Annotated in this window: 17 protein-coding genes; 3 read left to right on the top strand and 14 right to left on the bottom strand. The window is 58.3% G+C overall.

Annotation, left to right across the window (positions count from 1 at the left end; all coding sequences use genetic code 11):
- Positions 1-488: 488 nt before the first annotated feature.
- The 14 genes from ACR0FG_RS19485 to ACR0FG_RS19420 all read right to left on the bottom strand — a co-directional run bounded on the left by ACR0FG_RS19485 (position 489) and on the right by ACR0FG_RS19420 (position 13,394).
- Positions 489-767: a hypothetical protein gene (locus ACR0FG_RS19485; RefSeq protein WP_480894892.1), complete on the bottom strand. Its 279-nt coding sequence runs from the start codon at positions 765-767 to the stop codon at positions 489-491.
- Positions 768-885: 118 nt separating this feature from the next.
- Positions 886-1,851 (bottom strand): aldo/keto reductase, encoded by a 966-nt coding sequence (locus ACR0FG_RS19480; RefSeq protein ID WP_480894890.1) that lies wholly within the window; start codon positions 1,849-1,851, stop codon positions 886-888.
- A 27-nt stretch (positions 1,852-1,878) separates the two neighbouring features.
- Positions 1,879-3,159, bottom strand: coding sequence for a TRAP transporter large permease (locus tag ACR0FG_RS19475; protein WP_480894888.1), 1,281 nt, complete (start codon positions 3,157-3,159; stop codon positions 1,879-1,881).
- Entirely contained in the window at positions 3,150-3,686 is a 537-nt protein-coding gene (locus ACR0FG_RS19470; RefSeq protein ID WP_480894886.1) for a TRAP transporter small permease, read from the bottom strand. The genes ACR0FG_RS19475 and ACR0FG_RS19470 overlap by 10 nt, the downstream gene beginning before the upstream one ends.
- Positions 3,687-3,746: 60 nt before the next feature.
- The gene (locus ACR0FG_RS19465; protein ID WP_480894884.1) at positions 3,747-4,721 is read right to left on the bottom strand and encodes a sialic acid TRAP transporter substrate-binding protein SiaP; all 975 of its coding nucleotides are present in this window, start codon (positions 4,719-4,721) and stop codon (positions 3,747-3,749) included.
- A 72-nt stretch (positions 4,722-4,793) separates the two neighbouring features.
- Positions 4,794-6,083, bottom strand: a complete 1,290-nt coding sequence (locus ACR0FG_RS19460) for an L-fuconate dehydratase (protein WP_480894881.1) — start codon at positions 6,081-6,083, stop codon at positions 4,794-4,796.
- Positions 6,080-6,925 carry a fumarylacetoacetate hydrolase family protein gene (locus tag ACR0FG_RS19455; protein ID WP_480894880.1) on the bottom strand — a complete coding sequence of 282 codons (846 nt, stop codon included), beginning with the start codon at positions 6,923-6,925 and terminating at the stop codon, positions 6,080-6,082. Before ACR0FG_RS19455 ends, ACR0FG_RS19460 begins: the two co-directional genes overlap by 4 nt.
- 15 nt (positions 6,926-6,940) lie before the next feature.
- Positions 6,941-7,690: an SDR family oxidoreductase gene (locus ACR0FG_RS19450; RefSeq protein ID WP_480894878.1), complete on the bottom strand. Its 750-nt coding sequence runs from the start codon at positions 7,688-7,690 to the stop codon at positions 6,941-6,943.
- A gap of 7 nt (positions 7,691-7,697) precedes the next feature.
- Positions 7,698-8,027 (bottom strand): L-rhamnose mutarotase, encoded by a 330-nt coding sequence (locus ACR0FG_RS19445; protein ID WP_480894877.1) that lies wholly within the window; start codon positions 8,025-8,027, stop codon positions 7,698-7,700.
- A complete protein-coding gene (locus ACR0FG_RS19440; RefSeq protein ID WP_480894875.1) occupies positions 8,027-9,136 on the bottom strand; it encodes a mandelate racemase/muconate lactonizing enzyme family protein in 1,110 nt (369 codons plus the stop codon). The genes ACR0FG_RS19445 and ACR0FG_RS19440 overlap by 1 nt, the downstream gene beginning before the upstream one ends.
- A gap of 6 nt (positions 9,137-9,142) precedes the next feature.
- Entirely contained in the window at positions 9,143-10,237 is a 1,095-nt protein-coding gene (locus tag ACR0FG_RS19435) for an ABC transporter ATP-binding protein (protein ID WP_480894873.1), read from the bottom strand.
- A 4-nt stretch (positions 10,238-10,241) separates the two neighbouring features.
- The gene (locus ACR0FG_RS19430; RefSeq protein WP_480894871.1) at positions 10,242-11,105 is read right to left on the bottom strand and encodes a carbohydrate ABC transporter permease; all 864 of its coding nucleotides are present in this window, start codon (positions 11,103-11,105) and stop codon (positions 10,242-10,244) included.
- Positions 11,106-11,109: 4 nt separating this feature from the next.
- Entirely contained in the window at positions 11,110-12,003 is an 894-nt protein-coding gene (locus ACR0FG_RS19425) for a carbohydrate ABC transporter permease (protein WP_480534367.1), read from the bottom strand.
- Between the two features lie 68 nt (positions 12,004-12,071).
- Positions 12,072-13,394: an extracellular solute-binding protein gene (locus ACR0FG_RS19420; protein WP_480894869.1), complete on the bottom strand. Its 1,323-nt coding sequence runs from the start codon at positions 13,392-13,394 to the stop codon at positions 12,072-12,074.
- Between the two features lie 158 nt (positions 13,395-13,552).
- Here ACR0FG_RS19420 and ACR0FG_RS19415 point away from each other — a divergent pair, with 158 nt between their 5' ends.
- The 3 genes from ACR0FG_RS19415 to ACR0FG_RS19405 all read left to right on the top strand — a co-directional run.
- Positions 13,553-14,335 (top strand): IclR family transcriptional regulator, encoded by a 783-nt coding sequence (locus ACR0FG_RS19415; protein ID WP_480894867.1) that lies wholly within the window; start codon positions 13,553-13,555, stop codon positions 14,333-14,335.
- A 42-nt stretch (positions 14,336-14,377) separates the two neighbouring features.
- A complete protein-coding gene (locus ACR0FG_RS19410; protein ID WP_480894866.1) occupies positions 14,378-15,238 on the top strand; it encodes an amidohydrolase family protein in 861 nt (286 codons plus the stop codon).
- Positions 15,235-15,321 (top strand): biotin carboxylase N-terminal domain-containing protein (locus tag ACR0FG_RS19405; protein ID WP_480893511.1); only part of this gene is annotated, 87 nt, incomplete at its 3' end. The genes ACR0FG_RS19410 and ACR0FG_RS19405, both read left to right, overlap by 4 nt.

Raw genomic sequence — 15,321 nt, 5'->3', positions numbered from 1 at the left:
CGATGCCCCAGGGTCTTCTTCTCCGCCATCGCCCTCGCAGCTCTAGCCATCCACTTTTCTATGAATCCTGAAACTAGCCTGTGCGCGAAACGCGACGAGAGGCGACTATTTCGCGACTCATCTATTGAGAGTGGACTAATCAACCTGCGCACCGCGTACAGCCATGATCTCTCCAAGGTCACGATACGACACCGTGTATCAAAGGTAATAGCATTCGACATACAGATTCACTTCTCTCAGGAAGTGTGTGCTTTTTAACAAGATCATACTAATGCCTGATCATAGCTGTTTTTTTGGCAACAGGCCCAGACAAAAGCCCTCTCGTCAATCCAAGCTCAGAGCTTGTGACACATTCCGCACGTCTCATTCATCTGATTGATCCCAGCGTAGAGTGAACGGTCGGAGCTCAGGGCGACGTGGCCCGGGTTACCTAGAACTGATGAACCCCGAGGCCATCCCCATTCGACCAGCTTGAGATGCAGATTTGATTACTCCGAGGCCAACGTGATAGTGTCACATGGAGTACCGCAATCACGTACCGCATCGAACAGATCATCCAGCTCGGGTTCCAACGCCGTTTCGACCGAACCATCACGCAAGTTCAGCGTTACCAAGCGATTGTGTGCCTGAAACGCTGAGACCACATCGCCGCCGTTAATCAAGTCGACAGCCTGCTCCCAAGACACGGTTGTTGCAGCTTGATCAGGATTGTCTGCGCAGGCCGCCACGAGATTAAATGCAGACAACAAAAAGGCATGTTTCAACATTTTAGCGCGCTCCAAAGTGCTGTGCAGTTTCTACGATCCAAATGCGAGACTCAAAAACTAGCATTTGCTGTTATCGATAGCTGAAGGACAAGCGGAGTTTCAATGCCCCAGAAAACGCCTATCGGAATACCATGTGAAACTCATCCGGTATTGATTGCGCCATAGCTTCGATATTTCGCGTCAGACTTGTCGCCTTCGATGTGCCAATCAGGACGGATGATGTCAGGTGGTGTGACTTTGCAAAGTGTAACGCGGCTGTGGCCAAAGGTAGGCCAAGCCCTTCGGCTTTATCCTGCAGCACCTGGACCCGATCCAATACTTCGGGCGATGCCGGCTGATAGTCATAAGTCGCACCTTCTATCGGTCCAGTGGCAAGAATACCCGAGTTCAAGACACCGCCCAGGACAAGGCTGGTGCCCTGCACCTGGCATTGCGCGGTCAGCGCCTCTTCGGCCGAGCGGTCCAGCAAGGTTAGACGGCCCGCAAGCAGGATGACGTCAATCGGGCCATGGCGCATAATATCCAAACAGATTTCGTTTTCGTTCACTCCCAGACCAAAGGCGCGGATGCGGCCTTGTTCCTTGAGCTTCACCAGCCGGTCGTACCCGCTGCCCAAGAACGCCTCCATCTGGGCCGAGTTGTCGGCACCGTGGGTATAGGTGCCAATGTCATGCACGAATACGATGTCCGCCATGGTGGTCCGCAGCCGTTCCAGACTGCCTTCCAACGAAGCCTCGATCCCGTCGCCGGAATAGTCGTAGCGTACGTCGTTGGGCAGCGGGTTTACGAACCCGTCCGCCTCGGCCATCGCTTGCCCCGGCGACAGCACCCGGCCAACCTTGGTTGAGATCACGTAGTCTGCCCGGGGTTTACCAGATAAGAATTGCCCCAGTCGTTGTTCCGACAGGCCGCGCCCGTAGTGCGGAGCCGTGTCGAAATAGCGAATTCCGGCGTCCCACGCGGTGCTTAGGACATCCCTTACATCCGCGTCCGAGGCTTCACGGTAGAGGTTGCCGATGCTGGCGCAGCCAAAAGACAGTTCAGTTACTTTCAGATCGGTCTTACCAATTTGGTTGGTTTTCATCTTTGTCTCCAAGAAACTGACCAGATCTTACGATCCGTAAAGCAGATTTGGCAGCCATAAGACCAGTGATGGCACAAAGGTCAGCAGTAGCAGAACGCCCAGCAAAGGCACCAGAAATGGCAGGGTCGCGCGCACGCATTGTTCGAATGGAACCTTCGAGACACGCGACAGCACGAACAGCACCATGCCGACTGGCGGTGTCAGCAAGCCCAGCATCAGATTCAGGATGACGATGATGCCCAGATGCACGGGGTCGATGCCAAATTGCGCAGCCACCGGCATCAGTACCGGCACAAGGATCGAGATCGCGGCGATGGTCTCCATGAACAGGCCGACGATCAGGACCACGGCCATGATTAGCAACAGGACGACGGCCTTGCTGTCGGTGAAAGACAGCACGAATTCGGCAAAATGCGCGGCGACCTGATTGGCGGTCAAAATCCAGGCAAAGACCGAGGCAGCCCCCACTATCATCATGATCGCCGCCGTTGTCTCGATGGTTTCCAACGAAATCACGGCCAGTTTCCGAACCGTCAGCGTGCGATAAACCAAAGTGCCAAGGATCAGCGCATAGGCTGCGGCCCCGATGGCAGCTTCGGTCGGGGTGAAGGCCCCCGAGACGATGCCGCCCACGATGATGACCGGGGTCATCAGCGGCAGAAATGCGGCTTTGAACCGCGTGGCGATGACCGAAGGGCTGAAGTTCACGTCGCGCGGATAGTTCCGCGTGCGCGACATCCACCAGATCATGATCGACAGCGACAGCGCCATCAGAAGGCCCGGCACAATCCCGGCGACAAACAGCTTGCCGATCGAGACCGAGGCCATGACCCCGAAGATCACCAGCGGCAACGAGGGTGGAATGATGGGCCCGATGGTTGACGAGGCCGCCGTGACTCCAACGCTGAAGTCGTCGTCATAGCCCGCTTCACGCATAGCCTTGATTTCAATCGCACCAAGCCCGCCTGCATCAGCAACGGCAGCACCCGACATACCGGCAAAGATGATGCTTGCGCCGACGTTCACATGACCCAGTCCGCCATGCATCCAGCCAACGATGGCACGGGCAAAGGCGAAGATACGCGCGGTGATCCCAGCGGAATTCATCAGCGCTCCGGCCAGAATGAAGAAGGGGATCGCCAGCAGCGGAAAGCTGTCCATGCCGTTGACCATGTTGTGCATCAGCAGCACCGGTGGCAGCCCGGAATAGAGGATATAGGCGAAGGATGACAGTGCCAGCGAAAACGCGATCGGCACGCGCATCAGCATCAGGCCGAACAGGGATACGAAAAGAATGATCAGGCCCATTTGTCGACACCTTCTTTAAGCTGCTTCACCCGCGCGACGATCTGATAGGTGACAACCCCCAGATTCCCGACCGCCAGTATCATGACCGCGGTGTGCAGGTAGTATTTTGGGAATGGCAAAGAGACCATTTGCTGGAACGAGGTGCGCTGGATCAGCTCCCACGCCGACCAGATGATGACAGCGAACAGAACGAAGGTCGCAATCAGTGCAAAGGCATGCACCCAGCTGAGCAGGCGGCCATAGTATTTGTCGACGAATTCCAACACGATATGGCTGCCGACAGCCTGACACCGGATCGCACCGGCAAAACCCAGAAGGATCAGCAGATACCGCGCCGCTTCTTCGGTCCAGGCGATGGAGTCGTTCAGCACATAGCGGGTGAAAAACTGCAAGAAGACCACGCCGAACAGCAAACCGAACAGCGCCAGCAGGCCATAATCGGCCACGGTGATGCGATAGTTCCGAAAATGCGCGTCATCTTCGGCGGCAAGGGCGTCAAAGTCTATTTCGGGCGGGGCGTCGGACATCGGGACATACCTCGTGCATAAGGGCCGGACCCGGAACGACGCCGGGTCCGGCAGGGCGTCTTATTCTTGGATCGCCTGCAGACGTTCGAAGGTCTCAGCATCCCACGGAACGGTGTCACCGCTCAGCAGAGGTGCAACCGCTGCCATGAATGGCGCACGATCCACTTCGTTCACGGTCACGCCCTGCTCGCGGAACCAATCGGCCAGTTCGGCCTCGGACTGGACGATTTCGTCCGACGTGGCCGATGCGGCCTCGGCCAGCGCATCAATCAGAGCCTGTCCATCGTCGCCCATCTTGCCGAGCGTTACGGGCGAGACCACAACGGCCAGCGAGTTGGTGATGTGGCCGGTCAGGTTGATGTCCGACTGCACTTCGTAGAACTTCTTGAACTGGATCGTCGGCAGCGGGTTTTCCTGCGCGTCCACAACACCTTGCTGCAGGGCCAGATAGACTTCGGCAAAGGCCATGGGTGTCGGGTTCGCGCCGGTTGCTTCCGGGAACATCTGATAAGCAGGCGCGTTCGGCGTGCGGATCTTCAGACCTTCCATGTCACCGGGTTCAAGGATCGGTTTGTTCGAGGTGACATGACGCGCGCCATAGTAGGTCATGGTCGCAATCGTGTTGCCCGAGATGTTCTTGTATTCATTGGCCATCTCATCGAACAGGTCTGAGTTCACATAGGCCTTCCAGTGGTCATAAGACCGCATGGTGAAGGGATAATCCGAGATGCTGATCGGGCCATAGGACTGACCGAGGAACGCAACGCCAGTATAGATTGCGTCGACCGTGCCCAACGACAGCGCCTCGTTCAGCGCGGCCTCTTTGCCCAGCTGCGAGGCCGGAAAGACCTCCATCTTATAGCGACCGTCGGTCTTTTCCTCGAGCAGCTCGGCGGCTTTCACAGCAGCGGCATGATAAGGGGTCGAGGCCTCATACACGTGGCCAAAACGCAGCGTTTCCTGCGCCAGACCAGCCGTTGCGCCAAGCGCAACAATACAGGCGGCCCCAAAGGCCGTTTTACCAAAGCTAAACATTTTGTCTTTCCTCCAAGGTTGGGTGATATGCCGCCCGACTGTTATTGCCTTTATGGTCAGACGGCGGGGGGGTTATTCCGCTGCCAGTTTGGGCAGGAACCGGAAATCTCTGATGCTGTTGGGTTTCATTTCGATCGAAAAACCCGGCTTGTCGGGGGCCATATAGGCACCGTTCTTCACGACGCAGGGATCCAGGAAATGCTCGTGCAGATGGTCCACGAACTCGATCCGCTTGCTGTCTTTCTCGCCTGAGATCGCGATGTAGTCGATCATTGACATGTGCTGGACGTATTCGCACAGGCCCACGCCGCCTGCATGGGGCCAGACAGGCAAGTCGTATTTCGCCGCCATCAGCATGACCGCCAGCACCTCGTTCAACCCGCCCATCCGGCAGCTGTCGATCTGAACGATGTCGATCGCGCCTTCCTTGATGAATTGCTTGAAGATGATCCGGTTCTGGCACATCTCGCCGGTGGCTACCTTGACTGGAGCGACCCCTTCTCGGATCGATTTATGGCCAAACACATCATCAGGGCTGGTGGGTTCTTCGATGAAGAAAGGCCGCGCAAAGGACAGGGTCTTGACCCAATCCACAGCCTGATCAACCTCCCACACCTGATTGGCGTCGATCATGATGTTCATGTCTTCGCCCAGCACTTCACGCGCAATGGTCAGGCGGCGGATGTCGTCATCCAGATCGCGGCCCACTTTGAACTTGGTGTGGGTAAAGCCTGCGTCCTTGGCCTCGCGGCACAGGCGGCGCAGCTTTTCGTCGGAATAACCCAGCCATCCCGCCGAAGTCGTGTAGCAGGGATAGCCCTCGGCCTTCAGCTTTACGACACGTTCCTGTTTTCCAGGCTCGGCGGCTCGCAGCAGCGCCAGCGCTTCATCCGGCGTGATCGCGTCGGTCAAATAGCGGAAATCGATCAGGCGCACAATCTCTTCGGGGCTCATCTCACCGACCAGTTGCCAGACGGGCTTGCCCGCCTCTTTGGCCCACAAATCCCACGCAGCGTTCACGACCGCGCCGGTGGCCAAATGGATCGCGCCTTTGTCGGGGCCAATCCAGCGCAGCTGGCTGTCGCCGGTGATATGACGCCAGAACCGGCCCATATCTTCGGTGATCCAGTTCAGTTCCAATCCAGTGACCAGCGCGCCAAGCGCCTCGATCGCGGCCACGCAGATCTCATTGCCGCGCCCGATGGTGAAGGTCAGGCCGTGGCCCTCATGCGCGCCATCGGTTTCCAGCACCACATAGGCCGCCGAGTAATCGGGATCGGGGTTCATCGCGTCCGAACCATCAAGACTGTCCGAGGTCGGAAAACGCAGGTCTTCGGTGCGAATGCCAGTGATACGGGTCATTTGCTTGCCTCCACGGTTTGACGCTGGACGCCCAGCCCTTCGATCCCCAGCTCCATGGTGTCGCCGGGCTTCAGATAGGTCTGCGGGTTTTGCCCCATGCCAACGCCCGGAGGTGTCCCGGTCGAGATCACATCGCCGGGCTGCAGCGACATGAACTGCGACAGGTGCGAGATCACGGTTGCCACGTCAAAATGCATCGTCTTGGTCGAACCGTCCTGATAGCGGTGGCCATTGACCTCAAGATACATCCGCAGGTTCTGCGGGTCCGGCACCTCATCCCGCGTCACCAGCCAGGGGCCGATGGGGCCGAATGTGTCGGCGGACTTGCCCTTGACCCACTGACCCGAGCGGTGCAGCTGAAAGTCACGTTCGCTGAGGTCATTGATCACGCAGTAGCCCGCCACGTGGTCCAGCGCGTCCTCGACGGAGACGTATTTGGTGTGCTTGCCGATCACCACGCCCAGCTCGACCTCCCAGTCTGTTTTGACCGAGTTGCGCGGGATTTCCACGGCGTCATCGGGGCCGATGATGGCCGAGGTTGCCTTGAAGAAGATCACTGGTTCTTCGGGCAACGCCATGCCGGATTCAGCGGCATGGTCGGCATAGTTCAGGCCGATGCAGATGAACTTGCCCACCTGACCGACGCATGCGCCGATACGCGGCGCGCCGTCGACCACGGGCAGCGCATTCACATCCAACGCGCGCAGGGCATCAAGCCCGGCATCCGACAGCGCGTCGCCCGCGATGTCGCTGACTTTGCCAGACAGATCGCGGATCGCGCCGTTTTCATCCATCAGGCCGGGTTTTTCTTGTCCAACCGGACCGTAACGCAGCAGTTTCATCTCAAATCTCCCTGATCAAACGGTCCAGCCGCCATCGATGGCGAAGGTCTGTCCGGTGGTGAATGCGGTCTCATCGCTGGCCAGATAGACGGCCAGGGCGGCAATCTCATCCGCGTGGCCGATGCGGCCCATGGGCTGGCGCGCGATGAAGTCTTTCATCGCCTGTTCATAGTCGCCGGTGGCGCGCAGGCGGTCGTGCAGGCTGGGGCTGTCGACGGTGCCTGGGCAGATTGCGTTGCAGCGGATGCCCTGCGTGATGAAGTCGGCGGCGATGGATTTGGTCAGGCCGATCACGGCCGCCTTTGAGGCACAATACGAGAAGCGGTTCGGCACGCCTTTCATCGACGAAGCGACCGAGGACATATTGATGATCGAGCCGCCGCCATTTTCCAACATGCCGGGCAGCACCAGCTTGGCCAGCCGGTACATCGCCTTGACGTTCAGATCAAAGCTGAAATCCCACTGGTTATCGTCGCATTCGAGGATCGAGCCAGCCCCAACGAAACCGGCGCAGTTGAACAGCACGTCCAGCGCTCCGGCGGTCGCGACGACCTCGGCCACAGCATCTGCTTCGGTGACGTCCAGCTTCAAGGCTGTCACGCCATCGATTGAGGCCAGTTCTGCAAGCGTTGCATCATTGATATCGCAGGCAATCACCTGCGCACCTTCGGCCACGTATTTCTCGACGCTGGCGCGGCCAATGCCCTGCCCTGCGGCGGTAATCAGCGCTTTCTTTCCGGCCAGACGGCCCTGTGCTTTGGTCATGTCGTCCTCAATCCGTGTGGAATACTTCAATCATGGGTGCCCATTTCTCGCCTCCGGCGCGGCTGGGCAGCGGGTTTTGGCAAGGGTCGGTAAAACTCCACCATTCCTGCGTTCTGGGGTCTTGCGTCATGCGGGCCATATCCCCTTCGAAATCGGTGCCGTGATATTCCCAGTAGCCGAACAGCAGGTTCTCGGGCTCACGTAGGAAAATCGTGTAATTGCGGATATTGCTTTTGGCGATCTGAGCCAGAACGTCCGGCCAGACAGCAGCGTGCAGACGCTTGTATTCATCCAGTTTTTCGGGCTTCACCCCGATCACCATGCCCATACGTTGCATTATTTGCCCTCATTGATTTTGATCGGCGAGGACTGGGCTGCGATGGCCTGCCAGTCCCACGCGATACCCAGCCCGGGCACATCTGACGGAATGGCAAACCCATCCTCGATGCGCATCGCGTCAGTGGTCACGCTGTCAAGCTGCGGAATGTACTCCAGCCATTTCGCATTCGGCACGGCGCAGACCAGTGGCAGGTGCAATTCCATCAGGAAATGGGGACAGACCATGACGTTATACGCCTCGGCCAAATGCGCCACTTTCAGCCACGGGGTAATGCCCCCGATCCGCGCCACATCGACCTGCACGATGCTGGCCGCGCCCGCTTGCAGATAGTCCTTGAACTGGCTCAGCGAATACATGCTTTCGCCGACGGCAATCGGGACCGAGGTCCGACGCGACAGCTCGGCATGACCTGCGACGTCATCGGCGGGCAGAGGCTCCTCGAACCAGCCGATATTATAGTCTTCCAGGACCTGCGCCCGGCGGATCGCCTCGGACAGGGTAAAGCCCTGATTGCCATCGGTCAGGATTTCATAACCCGGCCCAACCGCATCGCGCACAGCGGCCAGACGGGCGGCATCTTCACTCAGATGCTCGCGCCCGATCTTGATCTTAGAGCCCCGGAACCCCTGCGCCTGCATGGCCAGCGCGTCATCGACCAAGGCCTGTGTCTCCAGATGCAGCCAGCCGCCCTCGGTCGAATAAAGCGGAATACGATCCCGCGTGCCACCTGCGGCTTTCCACAGCGGCAGCCCCTGTTTACGGCAGCGCAAATCCCAGAGCGCGGTATCAATAGCGGCCAAAGCCAGCGACGTAATCGCCCCCACCGCCGTCGCATGGGTCAGAAACAGCAGATCGCGCCAGATGCCTTCGATACGGTCTGCATCGCGCCCGATCAGCGCGGGCGCCAGCGTCTTTTCAAGCAGCGCCATCACCGACGACCCACCCGTGCCGATGGTATAGCAATAGCCCACACCCTGCGCCCCGTCGCTGTCCGTCACGGTCACGATGGGCGTTTCCTGACTAACAAACGACTGGATCGCATCGACCCGTTTGACCTTGGGGATCAGGTCGATCATGCGCAGTTCGATATGGGTGATGGTGGCCACGGTTGCTTATCCTCTCAGCGCCTCGCCGGTGCCCGCGTCGAAGACGTGGCACTTGTCGAGCACAAGGTGGAACGGCAGCGTTTCGCCGGGATGCACGGGGCGCGGGTTGAACATTTTGGCCTGAACCTCGACCCCCGCCAGATCGGCAAAAAGAAGGGTTTCGGTGCCCAAAGGTTCTTCCAGCGCAACCGGCAGTTCCAGATCGACCAGATCGCCCTTTTCCTCGACCGCATGGCCGACCGGCATCAGGTTGTCGGCACGGAAGCCGAACTGTACCGCTTGTCCGGCCCGCACATGATCGCGCGCCGAGGTCGGGACAGGCACCGTGAGCGCATCCCTTAGAACGATGGTTCCCGCATCGGAGACAACGCCATCCACAAGGTTCATCGGAGGCGAGCCGATAAAGGTCGCAGCAAAGGTGTTGACCGGCGTATTGAACAGCTCAAGCGGGGTGCCGACCTGCACGATATGACCATCGCGCATCAGCACGATGCGGTCGGCCAGCGTCATCGCCTCGACCTGATCGTGGGTCACGTAGACGATGGTATTGCCGACGCGCTGGTGCAGCTTCTTGATCTCAACCCGCATCTGCGTGCGCAGCTTGGCATCGAGGTTCGAGAGCGGCTCGTCAAACAGAAACACGTCCGGGTGGCGCACGATGGCGCGGCCCATGGCGACGCGCTGGCGCTGACCACCGGACAGTTCCGCCGGTTTGCGGTCCATCAACTCGTCCAGCCCAAGGATCGCTGCGGCCTCGGTCACGGCTTTGGTGATCTCGGCCTCAGGACGTTTGGCAATCTGCAACGTGAAGCCCAGATTTTCGCGTACCGTCATATGCGGGTACAGCGCGTAGTTCTGGAACACCATCGAGATGTTGCGTTCACGCGGCGGCAGGTCATTGACCACCCGGTTGCCGATAGAAATCTCTCCGTCGGAAATGTCCTCCAGCCCCGCAATCATGCGCAGCGTGGTGGATTTGCCGCAGCCCGAGGGGCCAACCAGCACCAGAAACTCTCCGTCATGGATGTCCAGGTCGATACCATGCACGGCCTGTTGTTTACCATAGCGCTTGACGACGTTGTTGAGTGTAACTTCGGTCATTTCGTTATCCTTTCACGCCGCCGAAGGTCAAACCGGCGATCAGGTGCTTCTGCACGATAAAGGTCAGGATCAGGGCGGGCAGGATCATCAGCACGGCCAATGCGCACATGCCGCCCCAGTTGATGGTGAATTCAGCGGTGAAATCCAGCAGGCCCACGGGCATCGTCTTGGACCCAACCGAGCGGGTCAGCTGTGAGGCTAGCGCGAATTCATTCCACGAGGTCAGGAAGGCGAAGATCGCCGCCGAGGCCACACCCGAGCGCGCCACCGGAAACTCGACCCTCCAGAAGGCTTGCCAACGGGTGCAGCCGTCGATTTCGGCAGCTTCATGCAGTTCCTTGGGGATCTGGCGGAAGAAGCCATCGGTCAGCCAGATGGTGAAAGGCACATTCATCGCTACGTAGACAAGGATCAGACCGAAATGGGTGTCGATCAGACCCACACGGGCAAAAACGATGAACAGTGGTAGTGACAGGGCCACACCGGGCACGGCGCGGAACAGCATCAGGCCAACGAAATAGCCGTTCTTGAACTTGAACCGATAGCGCGCAAAGGCATAGCCGCCGCCCATCCCGATTAGGATGGCAATCGCGGTCGACGTGACCGAGACGATCAGCGAGTTACGGAAGTACTGGAACACCGGCACACCGCCTTCACCCGCTCCACCGAACATGGCGCGGTAGTGATCCAGCGTGAAGGTCGGGCTCCAGACCGGCGGTTTGGCCATAATCTCGACCGTCGGGCGGAACGAGTTCAGCACGATCCACAGGCCGGGAATGCAGATCACCGACATGACCAAAAAAAGGCCGGTCAGGTGCAGCACATTCATCAGGCGGCGCTGGTTGCGGTAGGATTTATTGCGGTCCATGCGCTTAGCCCCCCATACCCAACTCGGCGCGCGCGGCGCTTAGTTTGCGGAAGAAATAGATGGTGAAGGCAATCGACAGCAGGATCGAGACATAGCCCATCGCATTGGCCAGCCCCATGCGGGCGTCGACATAGCCGGTGCGGCTCATCAGTGTCCACAGCAGCTCGGTCCGGCGGGCAGGTCCGCCACCAGTCATGATCTGCACGATGTCATAAGCGCGCGCCACGTCCAGCGAGCGGATGGTCATAGCGATATAGATGAACGGCATCAGGAAGGGCAGCGTGATATGGCGGAAGGTTTGCCATGCGGTGCAGCCATCGACCTTGGCAGCCTCCAGCGGGTCGCGCGGCATGGCGAACAGACCGGCAAGGATCAGGATGGCAAAGACGGATGTGCTCATCCAGACCTCGGCAAAGATGATCGAGAACATCGCCAGCTTGCCATCCACCAGCCACGGCAGCGCCGCATCCGTGAAGCCCAGCGATTGCAGCACATTGTTCACCAGTCCGATGTTATCGTTGAAGATAAACTTGAACTGAAAACCCACAAGAATGGGCGAGAACATCATTGGGAACATCAGGATCGTGCGCAGGGTACGCTGTCCCCATGTCACCTTGTTCATCATCAGCGCAATGCCCAGGCCCAGCAGCAGTTCAAGATTCAGTGCGATAGTCAGGAACAGGACGGTGCGACCAAAGGCAGACCAGAATTTCCAGTCTCCAAGGATTTTCTCGTAGTTCGCCGTGCCAATCCAGCGCCAAAGCGACGACGGGCGCGTCAACTTGTACGGCGTAAAGCTGGAATACAGCGAGAAGAGGAGTGGGATCAAAACAACGGCTGCCATGATGATGAAAGCAGGCAACAGAAGGACAAACCACTCCGGTAAGCGGCGGCGCATAACGTCTTTCCTTGGATTGAGTAAAGGGTGCGGGGGCGTCGCCACCCCCGCTTGGGCCGGAGGAGCCTTTAGTAGTAGCCGGACTCGCGCATCAGCTCGTCCACCGCTTCGGCGGCATCGTTAAGCGCGTCCTCAACAGATTTGTCGCCGACGATAGCAGCTTGCAGTTCGGGGAAGACGATGTTGGTGGTCTCACCCCATTCCGGGATCGGCGGAACCGCGAACGCGTACTCGGCACCGGCGGCAAAGGCAGCCAGAGCTTCGGCGCGGAACGGATCTTCACCGGCTTGCGCTGCGGCCACGTTGGCTTCCCAGACGGCGCTGCGAGTCGGCAGCGAACCACCGGCGGATTCGGCCAGCTGGCTGTCTTCGCTGGTCAGGAACTTCACAAGCGAGACGGCGGCCTCTTTGTTTTCGCAGTCATTGGTGACCGAGAAGCCGTGATGGCCCGACCAGCCGGTGCGTGTGACCGACCCCATCGGCTGGATCGCTACACCAACATTGCCCGCTGCCTTTGAGGATTCAGGATCGTTGAAAAACCCTGCCCAGCCCGGCCAATCCAGGTTCAGCGCGACCGTGCCGCTGGCAAAGCCCTGACCCAGATCATCCCATACATACGACGTGGTCCCTGCAGGAACCGCTTGCGCCTCATAGAGGTCAACGAACCACTGCAATGCGCGCTGGCCCGCGTCCGAGTTGAAGATGGGCTTCTTGTTTTCGTCCAGATAGTTGCCGCCCTCGGCCACGACCATCTCGTAGAACCGGCCAACGATGGCCTCGTCCTTGCCTGCATATTGTGTGCCATAGAAGTTCGGCGGATCTGCGAAGAAGATCGCCTGATCCTTCACCTGTTCCCATGTTTCGGGAACAGCCAGATCATAACCGTATTCCGCTTTAAAAGCTGCCGCCTTGTCGGCGTCTTCGTAGTTCGACTTGAGGTAATACAGAACCGAGACGTCAAACTGCGCGCGCGGCAGCATCAGAAGCTCGCCGTTCACGGTTGAGGCGTTGATGTTTCCTGCAACGAATTCTGCAACCGTTTCCGCAGGAACCAGACCGTTCAGGTCGACATAGAGACCCTCATACTGAGGCGCAAAGGACGAGTGGTTCGACCCCACGCACCAGGACGTCGTGCCCGCAGCCATGTCCGACTTGATTTCCTTGTCGATCTCAAAGTGGCTTTTCTTCGAGATGATATCGACCTTGGCGCCAGTGGCTTCTTCCCACTCAGCAATGCGGCCGTACAGGCCCTCATACTGCTGACCACCGATCAGCTTGGCTTCAACCACGGCCCCGGGGAAAGATCCCCAGTCTGATTCGGCGTACGCTGCACCTGCGGCCATGACGGCGCAGCTGGCAAGCAACCCGCTGATTGTTCTGGACGATTTCATCACGTGCTTCTCCCTAGATTTAGCTTTTGGCGACTCTCCTGCATCGCCTGTATTCGTATTTAAAACATTTATTCACAAATAAATCAAGATTGACATTTGCCTCGCATTCAAGTCACTTTCTCAGGCAGTCGCCCTAAAACGCGACGTGGGAGGAATACGTGTCGGCAGCTTCTGAGAAATATCGCGCCCCTGCCCTTGAGAAAGGGTTGGACATTATCGAACTGCTATCGCAACACGCCGACGGGCTGGCGCAAGGCGACATTGCCCGCGCGCTGGATCGGTCCCAAAGCGAGATCTACCGGATGCTGTCCACACTCGTGCGGCGCGGATACGTCATCCGGTCGTCTGATGACGATCTCTATTCGCTCAGCCTCAAAATGTTTGCGATTTCGCAAAGGTATCCTCCGGTCGAGCGGTTGCTTGAGATGGCAACACCCAAAATGCGGGCCGTTACGCGAAAAGCCTGGCAATCCTGCCATATGGGAATGGAGAGCAATGGAGACATTGTTGTTGTCGCCTCGATCGCCTCGCCCGGGAACTGGGGTCTGGCGTTGCGCGTCGGAACCGTGATTGGCCTTGGGAACACTGGTACCGGGCGCGTTCTAGCCGCTTTCCGCAGCGATGTCGAACTTGACGAATTGCTGGTCAATCACAGGCTGGCGCAGGGTGAGCCGGAACTGGACACCGTTGAATTCAGGGAACATGTCGCCCGCATCCGTGAATGGGGCTATGAGCGAATGCCATCTGCCACAGCGGTTGGGGTGACAAACCTCGCCTATCCCGTGCTGGACCATGAAGGGCAGGCGATCAGCGTCGTGAACTGTCCATTTTTGGAGAGGATTGATCAGCTTGACGTTCCGGATATCGAAGACGTGCATCAACTCTACAAATCGCTGGCCGAAGAGTTGACCGATTTCTACACGGGCAAGTCGCAAGCCTGACGCGTCAAACTGACAGCCGCTAATCACCACAGGACAAACGCCATGGATCAGAGCGCAAAACCGATGATCGACACCCATCAGCATTTCTGGCGCCTGTCGCTTGGCGGTTATGCATGGATGCCCGAAAATCTGCCCGCGCTGTATCGTGACTATGAACCAGAGCATTTACAGCCGCTTCTGCAAAACAACGCAATCACTGGCACCATTGTCGTTCAGGCAGATGACAACGTCGCCGAAACCGAGTTCCTGCTGGACCTTGCACAAACCCATTCGTGGATTGCCGGAGTGGTTGGCTGGGTAGACCTCGAAAGCGAAATCGCAGCTGAAACGGTGCAGAGATTGGCCGCATCACCAAAGTTCCTGGGCGTTCGGCCCATGATTCAGGACATCGCAGACGATCAGTGGATGCTGCAGCACGCGCTTAAAGACGGTTTGGCAGCGGTCGCAAAACATAACCTGACGTTCGATGCGCTTGTCTTGCAGAAACACTTGCCCGTGCTTGACACGTTTCTGGGCCGCTATCCCGATCTTCGGGTTGTGGTCGATCATTGCGCAAAGCCCGAATTCGCGCGGGGCCGCTTTGAAGACTGGGCACAGAACATCGCGGCCATCGCCGCGCATCCCAATACCTTCTGCAAACTCTCGGGCCTTTTGACTGAGGCCCCCGAGGGTGCAGGTTTGGAAGACCTCAGACCCTATCTGGACCAAGTAGTCGGTGCGTTCGGACCGGATCGCGTGCTGTTCGGCAGCGACTGGCCGGTTCTAAATCTGGTCTCGGACTACGATCGTTGGATCGAAATGATACACCAATATGCAGACGCCTCGGATGTACTGGATTGGGATGTCATGCTTAATGAAACCCCCCTTTCGCGCTTACGCGAAACTGATGGAAGCGTGAAATGACAGACTTCAAGAAAATCCTGATCGCCAATCGCGGCGAGATTGCCATCCGCGTGATGCGGGCAGCAAATGAGATGGGCAAACGC

It is taken from the genome of Ruegeria sp. E1 (assembly GCF_056534225.1).
Note: the sequence above shows the minus strand (reverse complement) of the source record. Positions and strands in the feature narration are given on the sequence as shown.